This is a genomic window from Seonamhaeicola sp. ABD4_175 (genome assembly GCF_056160885.1).
In genome coordinates, this window is record NZ_JBSWYC010000001.1 from 748,840 (window position 1) to 766,943 (window position 18,104).

Annotated in this window: 12 protein-coding genes; 7 read left to right on the forward strand and 5 right to left on the reverse strand. The window is 31.7% G+C overall.

Going from position 1 to position 18,104, the window contains the following annotated elements; all coding sequences use genetic code 11:
* Window position 1 precedes the first annotated feature (1 nt).
* Both ACXAG4_RS03065 and ACXAG4_RS03070 read right to left on the reverse strand, forming a co-directional pair.
* Window positions 2-2,713: a carboxypeptidase regulatory-like domain-containing protein gene (locus ACXAG4_RS03065; protein WP_475294602.1), complete on the reverse strand. Its 2,712-nt coding sequence runs from the start codon at window positions 2,711-2,713 to the stop codon at window positions 2-4.
* 32 nt (window positions 2,714-2,745) lie between these two features.
* Window positions 2,746-3,591 (reverse strand): GLPGLI family protein, encoded by an 846-nt coding sequence (locus tag ACXAG4_RS03070; RefSeq protein ID WP_475294603.1) that lies wholly within the window; start codon window positions 3,589-3,591, stop codon window positions 2,746-2,748.
* Between the two features lie 178 nt (window positions 3,592-3,769).
* Between ACXAG4_RS03070 and ACXAG4_RS03075 the strand changes: the two genes are divergently transcribed.
* Together ACXAG4_RS03075 and ACXAG4_RS03080 are read left to right on the forward strand one after the other, a co-directional pair.
* Window positions 3,770-4,549, forward strand: a complete 780-nt coding sequence (locus tag ACXAG4_RS03075; RefSeq protein WP_475294604.1) for a hypothetical protein — start codon at window positions 3,770-3,772, stop codon at window positions 4,547-4,549.
* A gap of 4 nt (window positions 4,550-4,553) precedes the next feature.
* Window positions 4,554-5,168: a deoxynucleoside kinase gene (locus tag ACXAG4_RS03080; RefSeq protein ID WP_475294605.1), complete on the forward strand. Its 615-nt coding sequence runs from the start codon at window positions 4,554-4,556 to the stop codon at window positions 5,166-5,168.
* Window positions 5,169-5,199: 31 nt separating this feature from the next.
* Here ACXAG4_RS03080 and ACXAG4_RS03085 read toward each other — a convergent pair whose 3' ends face one another.
* Window positions 5,200-5,772 (reverse strand): RNA polymerase sigma factor, encoded by a 573-nt coding sequence (locus ACXAG4_RS03085; RefSeq protein ID WP_475294606.1) that lies wholly within the window; start codon window positions 5,770-5,772, stop codon window positions 5,200-5,202.
* A gap of 124 nt (window positions 5,773-5,896) precedes the next feature.
* On the opposite strand from ACXAG4_RS03085, the gene ACXAG4_RS03090 reads away from it, so the two are divergent.
* The 5 genes from ACXAG4_RS03090 (at window position 5,897) to ACXAG4_RS03110 (ending at window position 14,863) form a co-directional block, all read left to right on the forward strand.
* On the forward strand, window positions 5,897-7,045 hold the full coding sequence (locus ACXAG4_RS03090; protein WP_475294608.1) for a FecR family protein: 1,149 nt from the start codon (window positions 5,897-5,899) through the stop codon (window positions 7,043-7,045).
* A gap of 167 nt (window positions 7,046-7,212) precedes the next feature.
* Complete coding sequence (locus tag ACXAG4_RS03095) at window positions 7,213-10,734, forward strand: SusC/RagA family TonB-linked outer membrane protein (RefSeq protein WP_475294609.1); 3,522 nt, start codon at window positions 7,213-7,215, stop codon at window positions 10,732-10,734.
* A gap of 11 nt (window positions 10,735-10,745) precedes the next feature.
* Window positions 10,746-12,170: a RagB/SusD family nutrient uptake outer membrane protein gene (locus ACXAG4_RS03100; RefSeq protein ID WP_475294610.1), complete on the forward strand. Its 1,425-nt coding sequence runs from the start codon at window positions 10,746-10,748 to the stop codon at window positions 12,168-12,170.
* 117 nt (window positions 12,171-12,287) lie between these two features.
* Window positions 12,288-13,442 (forward strand): redoxin domain-containing protein, encoded by a 1,155-nt coding sequence (locus tag ACXAG4_RS03105; RefSeq protein WP_475294611.1) that lies wholly within the window; start codon window positions 12,288-12,290, stop codon window positions 13,440-13,442.
* A gap of 41 nt (window positions 13,443-13,483) precedes the next feature.
* A complete protein-coding gene (locus tag ACXAG4_RS03110; RefSeq protein WP_475294612.1) occupies window positions 13,484-14,863 on the forward strand; it encodes a TlpA family protein disulfide reductase in 1,380 nt (459 codons plus the stop codon).
* A gap of 81 nt (window positions 14,864-14,944) precedes the next feature.
* Here the strand turns inward: ACXAG4_RS03110 and ACXAG4_RS03115 are convergent, their stop codons facing one another.
* Both ACXAG4_RS03115 and ACXAG4_RS03120 read right to left on the reverse strand, forming a co-directional pair.
* Window positions 14,945-17,284 (reverse strand): sodium-translocating pyrophosphatase, encoded by a 2,340-nt coding sequence (locus tag ACXAG4_RS03115; RefSeq protein ID WP_475294613.1) that lies wholly within the window; start codon window positions 17,282-17,284, stop codon window positions 14,945-14,947.
* A 281-nt stretch (window positions 17,285-17,565) separates the two neighbouring features.
* Complete coding sequence (locus tag ACXAG4_RS03120; protein ID WP_147137876.1) at window positions 17,566-18,093, reverse strand: inorganic diphosphatase; 528 nt, start codon at window positions 18,091-18,093, stop codon at window positions 17,566-17,568.
* Between the last annotated feature and the right edge of the window lie 11 nt (window positions 18,094-18,104).

Below are 18,104 nucleotides of genomic sequence, written 5' to 3' on the forward strand. Positions count from 1 at the left end.
TTTATAACTCATAACGCAACCTAAAAGTTACAAACCTGGGTTGTATATAATAATCAACCACACTAACTGATACGTTACCAGTACTACTTTGGTTTTGCACTCTAGTATCTAATAAATTAGTTGCTTTTATTTCAAACTCCCATTTACTATCCTGATTATTTCTATAAGATAATGATGCATTCCAAAACTCAAAATCATTGATAGTGCGGTCTTCATCACTAAAATTATTATAGGTATAATCTGTTTTAAAAGTGAATTTCTTAAAAATTAAAGCATCAAATTCAACTGATGGCGATTTGGTATAAAACGTTGTTTTTCTATCTCCTTGATTATTATCTTGTGTTGTATGCCGGTACCCAATTTCAAAATTTGGTGCTTCTCTAAAATTTGTACTTAAACTGGTTCTGTAGGTATATGAATAATTTTCGTTAACCGAGGGCAAATTATTAATTACCTGATTAAATTTATTATAACTAACATTACCATTAACACGTGCTTTAAATTTACCAAAGGTTTTCTCTACTCTTCCATTAGCGCTAGCACTTTCATCGGCAAAATTAGAATTAAAAGGTGTACTTACTCGTATTACACTACCGGGTTCAAAGGCAGAAGTGGTTCTAATTCTATCAACAGTTTTAGAGTAGTTTAACCTAGCCATTACGTTTGTATAATTAAACATATTGAAACTAAAATATGAAAGATTTAAATTGTGAGACAAGGCACTTTCTAACTCTTGATTACCAGAAAAAAGTGAATTATAATTGTTTAATACCAAGCCTCTTGCAAGTTGGTTTACATCAGTAAAATTAGTTTGCATGCTATAATTAAAAACAATTTGCTCACTATTTTTTAACTGAATGCGGGTGTTAAAATCTGGCAAAAGCCTAAAAAAGTTATCTGTGTAACTTACATTAAACTGATTGTTTTTTGCACTGTAAGCATGTGCCGAAACACCTGGTGTAAATGTAAAAATACCAGATTTTAAACGATAATGCGCTCCTAAATACACGTCAGAAAACGTATATGCAATGTCATTAAAATTCAACCCGTCATTAATTGTTGTTGTTGGATTAAAAATTGATTTATCATCTAAATATTGAAAAATTTCTGAACTAAAATCTTGTTTACTGTAAATTGTACCAAGTGTGAAATTTATATCACTTTTATTATTTAGTACATTCCAATAATCTAATTTAGCATCTAACTGATTAGATTTTACACGTTTTTCTTGTGCAATATTATAGTTTATTTGGTTGTTATCTAAACCTAAATTATTTGCCGTTTCTTCATAATTTTCTTTATCAGATAAAATGGCGTTATAAAACGGATCTTCGTCTTGTAATAAATGCTGAACTTCAAAAGCAAAAATATTTTTATCGTTTAAGGTGTAGTAATAATTTAAATTTTGATTAATACTGTAGGGCGATGTTTCTTCGGGTTGCTCTATGTTACCAATAACTGTGGAAAAGTAATTTTGATCTTGGGTTTCTTTTGAAACTCTTCCTAAAATATCATAATCTAATTGATTGTTAGCATTTGGTTTATATGTAGCGCTTAACTTCAGCATACCTAAATCACTACGTTGGGTGGTATTACTCTCTGTAATTTCATCTGGAATGTTTAAATCAGGATCTGTATAAACCACTGATCTGTTTTCTTCTAATTCATTTTTACTGTTTGAAAAAATGGCAAATCCGCTTAAATCTAGAGTTTTTGATGGTGCGTAACTAAAGTTTGCGGCTCCAAATTTGGTTTCAATACTTTTAGCACGGTTATTTTGCATGGTTAAAAAACCAATATCATTACTACCTAAGTTTATATTGGTACCACTGCTACGGCTAGGAGACCTAAAACCGCCAGAGAATTTAAAATAGTCGCGTCTTGTAAATGCCACTTCGCCAATATTATTTAAATCGCCAATTAGGTTTATGCTATATTCCGGACTGTAAAAAAACAGTTTAGGCTGTGCCAAATACAGTGTTTCATCAGGCGAATCTCCTAAACCACCTGTTACTGTACCAAACCAAAATTTCTTTTTACCTTCTTTTAGCTTAATGTTTATAGCTATGTTATCTTGGTTATTTGTAACACCACGAAGTTGCCCAATTTCGGCGTAATTTTTTAATACTTCTACCTTATCAATGGCATTTGCTGGAATGTTTTCTACAGCAAGTTTTGAGTCTCCATCAAAAAAATCTTTTCCTTCAACCATCACCTTTCCAACGGTTTTACCTTCAACCTCAATTTCGCCATCATCATTAAGCTCTACACCAGGTAATTTTTTAAGTACATCACCTAATTTACGCTCGGTTCCAGACCGGAAAGAATCGGCATTGTATGTAATTGTATCGCCTTTAACGGTTACGGGCATTTCATAAACCAACTCTACAGCATCAAGTGTATTATCATTTTGTAGTGTGAAATTTTGAACTACAGCTTCATTAGTTACCTCAACCACAGCCTGAGCTGTTTGCATGCCAACATAACTTACTTGAACGTTATATGTTGCATTTTTTTCTACTGATAATTTGTACTGCCCGTTTTCATTAGTAATACCATAGGCATCTAACTTTTGTGTAGCCTGATTTATAGCTATAATATTTGCCAACTCTAAAGGCGTACCTATGCTATCTTTTACTACGCCTTCAATTTTCACTTGGCCATGTGTTACCCAAACCGCTAATAAAAGCAGCACTAATATTTTGTATTTCATTGGTTGGTATTTTTTGTTTTGTTGATAGTGTTTTACCCTCTTCTACCTCCTGGTCTGCCGCCACCGCGTCTAAAATTTTGGCGCATTTCGTCCATTTTCTTTTTTGAAATTTCATCAAACTCTGCCCTAGAGACTTCTTTTCCTTTTGAAGGTACTTTTATAACTTCTTTATCATCAGGATTCATTATTATTTTTGAACAAAGTATGGTTGTGCGCCCTTCATTTACTTCTAAAATTAAACCTGGTAATCCCCAATAATCTGATGGGCCTTGGCTTACAGGAATTTGAGGTGTATACCAAACAACTACTTCTATTTCTTCTTTTTCTGGGGCTGGTGTTTCTTTTTTGTCTTCTTCTCCTGGTTTTGGTCTTCTAAAATTTACATCTAAACCATATTTTATTTTTTTACCTGTTGCTTTAAAGGCTGTATACTGACCTATTTTTTTGCTTTCACCTGTCATAGTCCACTCAAATGATGGCACAGAGTCTTTAATTAAAAACTTTTTACCAAATACCTCTCGCTCTTGCAAAAAAGCATTTGTTTTTATGTTTTTATATTGGTTACCTGCAACAAAATTACCCATCATCATACGCCCAAAACCACTACCTCCACTACCTGGAGCATCAAGTTTTTCTTCTTCTTTGTAAACAGATTCTTCTCTATTAAAAGTAAGAATGTATGTTTTCTCTAAGGCATTTTTGAGTCTATCGGCTATTCTTTTTTTCATGTTTTCATCCATGCCTGGTCTTCCAAAATTATCCATATCTATGGTTGTTTTAGACATGTAATAGGCTTTACCTTGAAAATCTTGCCCCTGCATTAAACCCGTAAAAACAAAGGTTAAAGCAAATAAAATTGTAGCTGTTATAGTTTTCATTTTTTATAATTTGAGTGAAATATTTATTTTAAATTATGGTTGTAAGACAACAAGATTACATAAAGGTTTAAATGAAAACTGTTAAATGATTCTTAAAGTTTAATTTTGAAATTTTGTATTACCATAAATACTAAAAGTTTATTTTAACACAGCTATTTTTTGTAATTTCAAATTTTGTATGAAATACCTAGTTTTTATTTTTATATGTTTTCAAAATGCTTCTTTTTCACAAAATAGCATTGAAACTACTTTTATTAAAAGCACAAACATTGATGCTGATATTATAGTTTCGGTTGATAATTTCGGAACTATTTACTACATAAAAAACAACACGTTTTACAAAAAAACGGATAAGGCTATTACTAGCTATAATAATTTACAATTAGGTAACCTACAAACAGCCAATACATTTAACCCTTTAAAAATAAACCTTTTTTACCCTGATTTTAATACGGCTATTGTTCTTGATAATAGGTTGGCCGAAGTTTTTAAAATAGACTTCAATAATATTGCCCCTTACAAAAATGTTTCTCATATTTCTAGTAGTTTTGATAATGCCCTGTGGCTTTTTAATTTAGATAATTTACAACTAGAACTGTACAACTATAAAAACAACACAACAAAAGCCAGATCATTACCTATAAAAAGTGCCGTTTTAGGTTTAACCAGCAACTACAACAACGCTTGGTTACTTACACAAAATTATATTTACCGGTATAATTATTTTGGAAATCTAATATCTAAAACTGAAAATAATGGCTACCAAGCACTGGCCGAAAGCAACGAAAACATTATTTTACAAAAAGACAATAATCTATTTTTTTTTAAAGAAAACACTAATACAATAGCACCTATTATACTCCCTAATTTATTAATAAAACAGTTTTTTGTAACCAACGAAACCTTGTATATTTACCACCACCAAACGCTACAACAGTTTCAATTAAAAATTAATTAATACCATGCATATAGCTATTGCCGGAAATATAGGGGCAGGTAAAACAACTCTTACCAAATTACTTGCAAAACATTACAAATGGGAACCACAGCTTGAAGATGTTGTTGACAACCCATATTTAGATGATTTTTATAACCAAATGGAACGTTGGAGTTTTAACTTGCAAGTATATTTTTTAAATAGCAGATTTAGGCAAGTATTACAAATTAGAGAAAGCGGTAAAAAAATAATACAAGATAGAACCATTTATGAAGACGCACACATTTTTGCTCCCAACCTTCATGCTATGGGATTAATGACTAACAGAGATTTTGAAAATTACAAATCGTTGTTTGAATTGATGGAATCTTTAGTGCAAGGACCAGATTTATTAATTTATTTACGAAGCTCTATACCCAATTTGGTAAAGCAAATACACAAGCGTGGGCGTGATTACGAAAACTCTATTAGTATTGATTATTTAAGTAGATTAAACGAACGCTACGAAGCTTGGATTCATGGCTACAAAAATGGAAAACTAGTTATCATTGATGTTGACAATTTAGATTTTGTTGATAAACCCGAAGATTTAGGCGCTGTAATTAACACAATTGATGCCGAAATACATGGGTTGTTTTAGGTTATAATCTTAAAAACTAACACCAAATCAGCTATATTCTTTTTAATAACTGTGAAAAAAACAAAACAATATTATCATCTTCAAAAGCCTTTCGTATTTTTTTAAAGGCAATACCTATTTGGTTTTCAACGGTTTTTTCTGATATTCCTAAAATATCAGCAATATCAGCATATTTAAAACCTTCTACTTTACTCATTTTTAAAATTTGCCTGCATCTTTTTGGCAAAGCCTCTATAATGGCATTTAACTTTTTTATTCTACTTTTTAAAGCCTCATTATCTTCTTCAATTCTATCTCTTAAAGCTTTTTCGTAAGCTAACTCTAGAAGTTTAGTTCTCCGTTTTTCTTTTTTAACACCATCCAAATAACGATTATAAGCTATTTTATAAAAATAACTTTTGGGGTTTCTAATATTAACTAGTTTATCTCTATCATTCCAAATAAGCACAAAAACCTGCTGCACAATATCTTCAGATTTCATTTTATCATCGGTATACGTCATTATAAAGGCTACCAGTCTATTATAATACATATCAAAAAAATACCTAAACGCTTTTTTATCTCCTTTTTTTAATAACTCTAGAGCACTATTATCATCTATCATAGAAGAAAAATTTTCTCAAAGGTTAAAAAAAAATTATTTTTTTTGGGGGTTTTTTAAATTTTTACTGCCTTTTATGTATAAAGCTTTATTATAAAATTATAAAAAGACACGATTTACAACTAAAATGAAATCTCATATAATTAAACTTTTAAACAATACCATCACTAAACAAGAGTTAATTGAACTTGATGAATGGATTAATGATACCAACAATAAATTTGTTTTAGAAAGCTACATAAAAGACCAACACGATTTAAATTTAGCAACTCTTAAAACTGATTTAAACAAAGCCTTTAAAGCCATTGAAAACCAAATAAACACAAACAAACCTATACCTATATACAAAAAAGGGTGGTTTAAATATGCGGCCGCTGCTTGTTTAATAGCATTACTATCACTTCCAGTAGTATTAAACAAAAAAAACAATACTACGTTACCGAAAACAAAAATTTCACAAACTAAAAACACTATTAATATTGGCTCTAACAAAGCTACCTTAACTTTAGAAAACGGTACTAATATTAATTTAGAAGAAAACAAAAACTACACATCTAACCATATAAAAAACAACGGCAAAAAGCTTACTTATAGCAGCAAAAAAGCATCAACTGAAGTCACCTATAACTACTTAACAATTCCTAGGGGTGGACAATATTTTGTTGAACTATCTGACGGCACTCAGGTTTGGTTAAATTCAGAAACACAATTAAAATACCCCGTTTCTTTCCCAAAACAAGGGTCTAGAACTGTAGAGCTTGTTTACGGTGAGGCTTATTTTGATGTTTCTGAAAGCAATAAACATAACGGTCAAAATTTTAAAGTACTTACCAATATTCAAGAAGTTGAAGTTTTAGGTACTGAGTTTAATATTAAAGCTTATAAAGACGAAACACATATTTACACAACCCTGGTTGAAGGTAAGGTTTCTGTTAAAAACAGCAATTATAAAGAAACATTAAAACCTAACGAACAATCTATTTTAGATACTAGCAGTAAAAATTTTGTTATAACCACAGCCGACACCACTTCGGAAATTGCCTGGAAACGTGGCCTATTTAGCTTTAAAAATAAACCCCTAAAAGACATAATGAAAGTACTATCTAGATGGTATAATGTTAATATAATTTTTGTTGACAAAAACTTAGAAAACGTAATGTTTAAAGGAGTTGTTAGCAGAAATCAAAACATTGAAGACATTTTAGATTTAATTAAAAACACAAACTATATAAATACATATGAAATAAATAACAACACTATTTTCTTAAAAGAATAGAATAAAGAGGAATAAAGTTTAGACCGTCCAAAGTATAACGCTTTACCCCTCTAATTTTCTCATTACTAATCAATTAAATGTTTAACTAACTAATAACATGTAAATTTATGGAATTTAAATTAACTAATGCTTTTTTCTTATTTAGAAAAAGGCTACTACTACACATTATGAGAATATCAATATTTTTATTGTGCTTTAGTGTTTTTGGTATATCTTCTAATAATGTTTTATCGCAAAATACTAGAATAAACATTCCAGAAGATAAAATTGCTACTGTAGATGAAGTTTTTGATTTAATTATGAATCAAACAGACTACACCTTCATTTATCAAGTAGATATGTTCAAAAACTTCCCAAAAGTAATTCTAAAAAAAGGTATTATTAAAGCAAATAAACTGCTTGAAAAAAGCCTTTCTAATGGTAATTTTGATTTAAATGTTACATCAAACAACACCATTGTTATTAAGAAAACCTCCAAACGTCAAGACACCGAAATATCGGGAACTGTAACAGATGAAAACGGCATGCCTTTACCTGGCATAACGGTATATGTAAGTAACCATAAGCCTTCACCTACACAGAAAAAATCTGATTTTATAATACGAGGAACATCAACTGATTTTGACGGAAGTTTTAAATTAAAAGCAGAAATTGGCCACTATTTATCTGCCTACGGTATGGGTTATGAGATGTCATCTCAACAAGTTACACAGAAAACTGTTTACAATATAGTTTTAAAAGAACGTTTAGCAGAGCTAGATGAGGTTGTTTTAGTTGGTTATGGATCAACAACTAGGGAGCAAGTGTCTTCGGCTATATCTTCTGTAAAAAGCGAAAGTATAGTGCAAAATGTAATTGGCAATGCTAGTTTTGATCGCTCTTTAAGCGGTTTAGTAAAAGGAGTGCAAGTACAACAAAATTCTGGAAAACCAGGTGCCAACGTAAACATTAATATTAGAGGAGTAACTTCTCCTTTTGGGAATAGTGATAATAATCCGCTTTTTGTAATAGACGGTGTACCTTTTCAGGTAAATCCAACTATAAATTTTAACTCAAGTGATGAAACTGCTTTTGCAGAAACACCAAATCCTTTACTAGGAATTAATCCGCAAGACATTAAAAGCATAGATGTTTTAAAAGATGCTGCTGCTACGGCAATATATGGTTCTAGAGGAGCAAATGGTGTTATAATTGTAAACACTAAAAAAGGGAATAAAGGCGAAAAAACGCAAGTAAGTTTTTCTACAAGCACCACAATTAGTAAACCAATAAATACTATAGATTGGTTAAATGCTGATGAGTTTAAAGAATTCTCAGATGTTTATGTTTCTAGTTCTGTAGACGCTGCTAATGCTGGGCAAATACAACCTTTTGCTTTACAATTTGGTATTGCAGATTTAACTTCTGTTTTTAACCCTGCTACATTTACTTTTCAAACAACATATAACGGTCTAAATCCAGATTATTTTGGTAATGCTAATACAAATTGGAATGATGTAGTTTATAGAAATGCTGCAATAACCAATAAGTATGATCTTTCTATAAGAGGAGGTTCTTCCAAGTCTAGTTACTTTATGTCTTTGGGGTATACAGACCAAGAAGGCTTATTAAGAGAAGATGAGTTTAAGCAGTACAATGTAAGGTTGGGTGTAGATAATGAGTTAGCAAAAAATATTAAAGTAGGAATTAACACTAATTTAGGGTACACCGATAATTTTTCGGGATATGATAATATTAATTCAAATTTAAATAGCATATTAAACGCTAGGCCAGATTATGCTCCAAAAAATGAAGAAGGGGAGTATATTTATGCACCAGCTAGATTATTTGGTTTTTTTGATCAAGAATCTGCAAACCCATTAGCTTTTACAACAGGAAACAGATTAGACAGAAAATCTTATACAGCATTAGGTAATGTGTATATAGAATCTGAAGTTTTAAAAAACTTAACAGTTAAAGGGCAAGTTAATGGATCTTACTTTTTTACAGATAATGATTCTTATACACCAGATTTTGCATCTACTTTTGGTAAAACAGCATTTTCTGCACCTAGAGGTTCTGCTAATTCAATATTAATTCTTAGTAAGTCTATAGCTACCAGTATTACTACAGATATAACTACATCCTATAAAAATACGTTTGGTAACCATAATGTTTCTGGTCTTGTAGGCTTTTCATGGCAAAGAGACAATGGAGACAGAAACTTTTTTCTTTTTCAAGGTTTTCCAGACGATAATGTGTTAACAACTAGTATTAATGCAGAACGTGTTTTAACAAGGTCTAATACAAGAGATCAGGTTGGGTTAAATTCTATATTTGCTAGAGCATCTTATAATTTTAAAAACAAATACTTTTTAACAGGTAATTTAAGACGCGATAAATCTTCACGTTTTGGCCCTAACAATCAAGAAGCTTATTTTCCTTCAGTTTCTGCTAGTTGGAATATAGCTAATGAGGAGTTTTTAAAAGGTAGTAATAGTGTAAACATTTTAAGGCTAAGAGGTAGTTTAGGTGAAGTTGGTTCTAATAATACAGGGAACTTTTTGTACCTACAGTTTTTTGAAAGAGGAAGTAGAGGCGATGGTTTTTATAATGGTTTAGGGGCAAACGGATTGAATAATACGCTACCAAATACAAATATTAGATGGGAGGTAACTAAAGAGTTTAACATAGGTTTAGATTATGCCTTGTTTAGTAACCGTTTACGCGGTAGTATTGATATGTATAACAGAAAAACTACAGACGCATTATTTTCGCCTCCGTTTGCCATAGAGTCTGGACTAGGAAGTTTCACAAACAATTTTGCAGATGTTAGTAATAAAGGTTTTGAACTAGAAATTTCTGGAGATCTAATACAAACTAAAGATTTCGTATGGTCTGCAGGGTTCAATATTTCTAAAAATAAAAATGTTTTAGAAAAATATGATGCAGATGGCTTAGATTCTTTTTTAGTAGACAGGTTTGAAGTAGGAAAAGAAATAGGTTTAACCAAAGGTTATGTGGTTGAAGGTATTTTTCAAACTCAAGAAGAGGTAGAAGAGTTAAATGCTGCAGCTGTTGCTAATGGTGCAGGTGCATTTTACCAGAGACCAGGAACTGGTGCAGGAGATTTTAAGTATAAAGATCTTAATGAAGACGGTGTTATAAATGATGAAGATAGAGAAATATTAGGTAGTCCTCAGCCAGACTTTTTTGGTGGGTTTAATTCTACGTTACAATATAAAGGTTTTGAACTTTCTGCATTTTTTAATTTTGTTTCTGGTACAGAAAGCGTTTTTATCACCGCTTTTAATAATCCTTATTCTCCAGATTTTGGTATGAATGTAGAACGTCGTTTTAGTCATCCATACAGGTGGTCTCCCACAAATACCGATGCTAAGTTACCAAGGTTAGTTTCTGGAGATCCAAACCAAAATAATAGAGTGTCTACAAATAATGTTTATGACAGTTCATACCTAAGATTAAGAAATGTACAACTTAAATATAATTTTAATACTAAAGTTTTAGAAACCTTAGGTCTTAGTAACTTATCTATATTCTTATCAGGTTCTAACCTAAAAACATGGACCAGCTTCCCTGGAATAGATCCAGAAGGGGCAGTAGGAGTTGCAAGTTCTCAAGGAACGCTAAATTCACAAGGGTATCCAAATGCTAAATCATGGTCTTTTGGTGTAAATGTTAACTTTTAATTAAAAAAAATATGAAACTAATATATATAAGAACATTGTTGTTTACTGCTGTATTTACTAGTATAACAAGTTGTAGTATAGAAGATGTTAAACCTCAAAATGCCTTAACAGAAGAAAATGTAATACAAGACGAAACCTCTGCAGTTTTATTTTTAAATAGAATATACAACAGCTATAGAGGTGCAGCCGGTGCTACAGACAAAACACCATTATTGCACCCCAGTATAACCTCAAGATTAGGAGCTGCAGCTCAAGAAAATACATTATCACAACCAGATAATCAAGGTATAGCAGATCATAATATTCCGCCTACTAGCGGCTTAATTTTACAAATATACAGGTCGGAATACTTTACAATTAATAATGCTAACTTTTTTATAGAATCAATAGAGAATGGTAATGCAAACGTAAGCCAAACTAGGGCCAATGAATTATTAGCAGAAGCTCGTTTTTTTAGAGGGTATTCTCATTTTAATTTATTAAGAGTTTTTGGAGAGTTTTATAATTTAAATTCAGAGTTAGGTATTGTAAATGCAACAGTACCATACAGAAGTAATGAAACTAGACCGAGAGCTAGTGTTAATGAAACTTTTAATTTAATTTTAGATGACTTACAATTTGCCGTAGATAATGCAACAAACGGTAGAGAGCATTTTTATATTACAGCAACCACAGCTAGAGCAGCATTAGCTAAAGTACAACTATATATGGCAGATTTTGAGAATGCAGCAGTTAATGCACTAGCGGTTATTAATAATACAGATGGTTATAGTTTGGAAGCTAGTTATAGTAATATTTTTGAAACTAAATACGGACCTGAGACCTTATTTGCCCCTTTTGCAGGAGACATAGAAGAAGGTGATATTAGTGTTAGTAATCATCTAAATTCTTTTGCAACTGCATCTAACTATTTAAGATTACTTGCAGATGAGCAAGATGGTGTGTCTGGAGATGGCAGTGCAGATGGTACTACAGGTTATGACCCTAGATACTCTTTTGTGTTTGGAAATCCCAATTCAACCTCAAGTTCTAAATACCCTTTTGCTGTTTCTCAAGAAGGAGGTGGTAATACCGTAAATATGCTAAGAATGGCAGAAATATATCTTATTTATGCTGAAGCTGAGGCAAGACGCTCTGGTGGTTCATTAACAGAGGCATTAAATAAATTAAATGATATTAGATTAAGAGCTGGCGTACCTACAAAAAGCCTTGTAGATAAGGCTACTTTATTAGAAGATATAAGGAATGAAAAAATGTTAGAACTCTTTAAAGAAACAGGAGAGTCTTGGTTTGATTTTGTTCGTTATGACAGATTGGGTAATATAAATGCATCTACAATAAGACCTACAATTACTGGTCCAGAAAAGTTGTTTTTTCCAATTCCTAGAACAGCGCTTGCTGGTAATAATGAGTTAATACCCAACCCTAGCAATTAAAATTATAAAATAAAAACACCATCTATTGTTGTAGCAATTATAGCTGGTGTTTTTATTAACTAACTGAATTAATATTTTATTACAGCATAAACTGATAGAACATAATTTATTTTGAGCATGAAGAAGATACATTTTTTAATAACGGTTGTAGCCTTTAGTATTTTAAGCTGTACAACATTTGCCCAACGATCTAAAACTATTAATTATATAGGTAAAAACTGGAACAACTACGAAAACTACACTGTAGATATAGTTGTTATAGATACTACTGTAGAACGCACACATTCTATTTTAAACAAAAGAGTTCCCATAAAAAACGGAAAGTTTTATATTAAAAATACGCTGTTGCATACAAGAAACGCGTATTTAACACTATATAATCCGGAAGGAGAATACAAGTATAAACAACAATTTATTTTAGAGCCCGGTAACTTGGAGTTTGATATGAAAGGAGGCAAAAATAAGTCAACCATCAAAGGTGGGAAATATAATGATGTAATCATTAATAATTTAACTAATGATTCTGAATACATCAAAAGAAAAGAGCTTTTAAATAACTTTACTAAAACACTTACCCAAGAAAGTTTTCAAGTTGATAGTATTAGAAATAAATATAGCAATTTAAGCAGTGAGGTAACAAAAATTGAGAAACAATACTATGCATCTATTTTTAATGGGCAAGATTCTTATGCTAAACTTTTAGTATTTCACAAAATGGGGTATACGCAAGACATTATACTTCATCTAGATGCATTAGAAAAAGAATATGGCAAAAATCATCCAGAAATTTATTTAGTAAGGAATACCTACAAGAATATAAAAGAAAGACAACAAATGTCTACTGCTGTAGGTATAGGTAGTGTGGTAAAGGATTTTACAGCAAAAAATATAGAGGGAAAAGAGTTTAAGTTATCTAACGTGTTAAAAGATAACAATTATGTTTTAGTTGAGTTTTGGGCTAGCTGGTGTGGACCTTGCAGGGCAGAAATTCCGCATATGAAAAAAGCTTACAGTAAAAATCATAATAAAGGTTTTGAAATAGTGTCATTTACCCTAGATCATAAAAAAGAAAGATGGGAAAAGGCGAGTGATGATGAAGAAATTCCTTGGATAAATGTTAGCGATTTATTAGCATATAAAAGTCCCGTTGTAAAACTGTACAATGTACAAGGTATACCTGCAAATTTTTTAGTAGACAAAACAGGAACTATTATAGCTAAAGACTTAAGACAAGATAAGCTAGATAAAAAATTACATGAATTATTAGATTAATAACAGCGAATGTTATCCCTATCATTATAAATTATAAAAACATGAAAAAAACGTTAATACTTGCAGTATTAGTTATACTTACAACATCTTGTAAAGAAAAAACAAAAAAACTTGTAGATTATGTAATCTTATCAGGTAATATATCAAATACTAAAGGAGGCGAATTAAAAATTAGCTCCTTAAATGGGTTCTCAAAAATCATAAATATTAAAGATACTGGCGCGTTTACAGATACACTTTTCATTGAAGAAAGCAGTATGTATAATTTACGTTTCAATCAATTAAGGCTAACACCTTATCTTAATAAGGGTGGTAATATTACTATAACTGCAGACATGAACGACCCTATTAAATCTTTAAAATTCTCTGGTGATTATAGTAATTTAAACAACTATTTTGCATACAAAATCAAACAAGAATTTGATTTTAACTCAAATAGAATGACCCACTATAATTTAGATGAAAAGGCTTTTGAAAGCAAAATAAAAACTATTCAAAATAACATAGAAAAAGTTTTTGATACTCTTTCTAACATACCTGAAAATATTAAGTTGAATGAAAAAAAATCTATTAACTACAATAGGCTATCAAAAAAAATAAGCTATGAAACAATGCATAGTTATGTAACAAAAAATAAAGAATTCAAAGCTTCTAATGCTTTTAAACAAGAATTATTAAGCCTTAACCTGAATAATGGTAATGATTATTTGTACTCCACAGATTATCAGCAAATGGTTGCAAATGAAATAAGAGAAAAATCTATGAATTATTATAGAAAAGATTCTCTTCCTTTTCAAAAAGCACAACAAAAAGCTCTAATTGAAATTGAAAACGAAACCATTAGAAATGCTGAACTTTTTAAAGCAATGCCAATGACTTTAACAAGATCTAATAATAAAGAGGAAGATTTAAACATTTTTTTAAATACTTCAACAAATGAAAAACACAAAGCTAATATTCAGGATTTATACAAAACTCTTAAAGCTTTAGACCCTGGACAACCTTCACCTAAATTTGAAAATTATGAAAACTATGCAGGCGGCACTACTAGTTTAAATGATTTGAAAGGAAAATACGTATATATTGATGTTTGGGCTACATGGTGTGGACCCTGTAAATACGAAATACCATTTTTGCAAAAAGTTGAAGAAAAATACCATGATAAAAATATTCATTTTGTAAGCATTTCTACAGATAAACAAAAAGATAAAGACAAATGGAAAGCTATGATTGCAGAAAAAAATATGGGAGGCATTCAATTAATAACCGATAATGATTTTAATACACCTTTTATTCAGGCTTACAAAATTATGGGAATTCCTAGGTTTATTTTATTAGACCCGAAAGGAAACATTGTAATGTCTAGTGCTCATAGACCATCTAGTAATGATTTAACTAAGTTGTTTGATAGCATCTTATAAGTTGAAATATAACACAAATAAAAAACCACGCTTACAGCGTGGTTTTTTTGTGGTAAAATTTAGTTTAGTTTGTAAAAGTGGCTATCCGTTATTTTTAAGCGCTTCAACATGCGCTTTTACTTCTTGTTCAGTGCCTTTAAAAGTTTTGTATGTTTTAGACGCTTCTCCATTTTGTGTAGTAACAACTGTAACAATAGCTTTTGCTGTACCATCATCAAAATTAGTCATATCAACCTTTACTTCTTTTGTTACTTCAACCATTTCAACGGTATCATTAGTTGTATCATTATAAGCTTGCACCGCTTCATCAGTTACTAAACTTGGCGCAATTACCAAAGCAACAACACTCATAAGCTTTAATAAAATGTTTAATGAAGGGCCTGAGGTATCTTTAAAAGGATCACCAACAGTATCACCTACAACAGCTGCTTTGTGCGCATCTGTTCCTTTTTTACCTTGTTCTTCAATTGTTTTTTTAGCATTATCCCAAGCGCCTCCGGCATTAGATTGAAAAATTGCCATAAGCACACCACATGTGGTTACACCTGCTAGTAAACCACCAAGCATTTCTGCACCACCAATAAAACCAACTGCTACAGGTACTGCTATAGCTAATAAACCTGGTAATACCATTTCTTTAATAGACGCTTTAGTAGAAATATCAACACATTTATCATATTCTGCAACACCATTAGCAGCATCAAATATCTTTCTATCTGCTTCGGTAGCTTTACTCATATCAGAATCATACTTACGCATAACATCAAGCGCTGCTTTTAACGCTGGTATATCTCTAAACTGACGACGAACCTCTTCAATCATAGCCATGGCAGCTCTACCAACAGCATTCATTGATAATGCAGAAAACACAAATGGTAACATACCTCCTATTAATAAACCCGCCATAATATCTGGCCTAGACACATCAATAGACGCTACACCTGCTGTTTTCATAAACGCAGCAAACAAAGCCAATGCTGTTAATGCCGCCGATGCGATTGCGAAACCTTTACCAATAGCGGCTGTTGTATTACCAACCGCATCTAATTTATCGGTACGCTCTCTAACTTCAGGATCTAACTCAGCCATTTCAGCAATACCACCTGCATTATCAGAAATTGGTCCGTAAGCATCAACTGCCAATTGTATACCTGTATTAGCTAACATACCAACCGCTGCAATTGCAATACCATAAAGACCAGCAAAATGGTGTGATACTAAAATAGCCGCTGCAATTAAAAGTATTGGGAACATAGTAGACATCATACCTACACCCAAACCAGAAATAATATTTGTAGCTGCTCCTGTTTCAGACTGCCTAACAATATTGTTTACAGGTTTGGTTCCAGTACCTGTATAATACTCGGTTACCTTTCCAACAGCTAAACCTGCTACTAAACCAGCAATTGTTGCGTAAAACACACCCATTGCTCCAAATGGTAAACCATCTACTTCAGCAGGAATAAAATTAGTTATTAAAAAATATGATGCTATAAGCATTAAACCTGCAGAACCAAATTCACCTATATTTAAAGCTGCATGTGGCGAACCGCCTTCTTTTACTTTAACAAAGAATGTTCCTATTATTGACATTACAATACCTACTGCTGCCAAGGCTAATGGTAAATACACAGCTCCTAAACCATCAAAACCTGGTGTAACTATTAAAGCGCCAAGTACCATTGTTCCTATAATAGAACCCACGTAAGATTCAAATAAATCGGCACCCATACCAGCAACATCTCCTACGTTGTCTCCAACATTATCTGCAATAGTTGCAGGGTTTAACGGGTGATCTTCAGGGATACCTGCTTCAACTTTACCTACTAAATCTGCACCAACATCGGCAGCTTTGGTATAAATGCCACCACCCACACGCGCAAACAACGCTATAGATGAAGCTCCAAGAGAAAAACCAGAAAGTACATTTAAAACTTCAGTGATTTCCCAGCCTTGTCCGCTATAAATCATAAACAAACCGCTTAAGCCTAAAACGCCTAAACCTACTACACCCAAGCCCATAACAGCGCCACCTGCAAATGCTACTTCTAAAGCTTTACCTAAAGAAGTTCTAGCGGCGCTTGTAGTACGTACGTTGGCTTTTGTTGCTACTTTCATACCAATAAAACCGGCTAAAGCAGAACAAATAGCTCCAACTATAAATGATACGGCAACCATACCATTTGAGCCGGCTTCATTTGTGCCTTTAAAATATAATAATACAGCTACTGCTGCTACAAATATTGATAAAATTTTATACTCTGCTTTTAAGAAAGACATAGCGCCATCTGCAATATTTTTGGCTATTTCTTTCATGGTATCTGTTCCTTGATCTTGTTTTGATACCCATGCACTTTTAATAAAAACGAATGCTAACGCTAACACGCCAAAAAGCGGTAAGAAGTCTACTATTAATTCCATATTTTTTATGTTAGTTATTAAGTTAAAAAATTAATGCGAATAAAAGTAGGAAAATAAAAGTGATAAAAAAAGCATGATTTAATTAAAGATTATTCACCTAAACCCTTCCTTAAATTATAATATTATTATTTATATGATATTTGTTAGTAAAACGCACTCAAAACAATTGAATTTTTGTATAGCTAACAACTGTTTTATAATTAAAACTAATGCTGAAGTACCTGAAATAAAAAAGCCACCTAATAAAAAGGTGGCTTGAAAATTCTATTTTTTAAATATTATTAAATAGTGTAAGTGCGTTTCTTTTTATGTTCACTTTCATCGTAACGCTTAACACATTCGTGATAAATTTTCACAGCTTCTTCTGCATTTCCCCAACCACCTACATCTACTTTTTTCTTTTCTAAATCTTTATAAACTTGAAAAAAGTGTTCAATTTCTTTTAATCTATGCGGATTTAAATCTATTAAATCACTTCTATGGCTCCAAACAGGGTCTGATACTGGCACACAAATTATCTTTTCGTCAGGTCCTTTTTCATCGGTCATATGAAAAACACCAATAGGTCTTACCTCCATTACTACCATTGGGTATGAAGGCTCTGTTGAAAGCACTAATACATCTAGAGGATCTTGATCTAAAGCCAAAGTTTCTGGTACAAACCCGTAATCTCCAGGATACATCATTGACGAAAATAATGTTCTATCAAAACGTATTTTGTTTAATGTAAAATCGTATTCGTACTTATTTCTACTTCCTTTTGGTATTTCTATTAAAACATCAAATGTTAATTCTTTTTTCTTACTCATGTTTGCTTCAT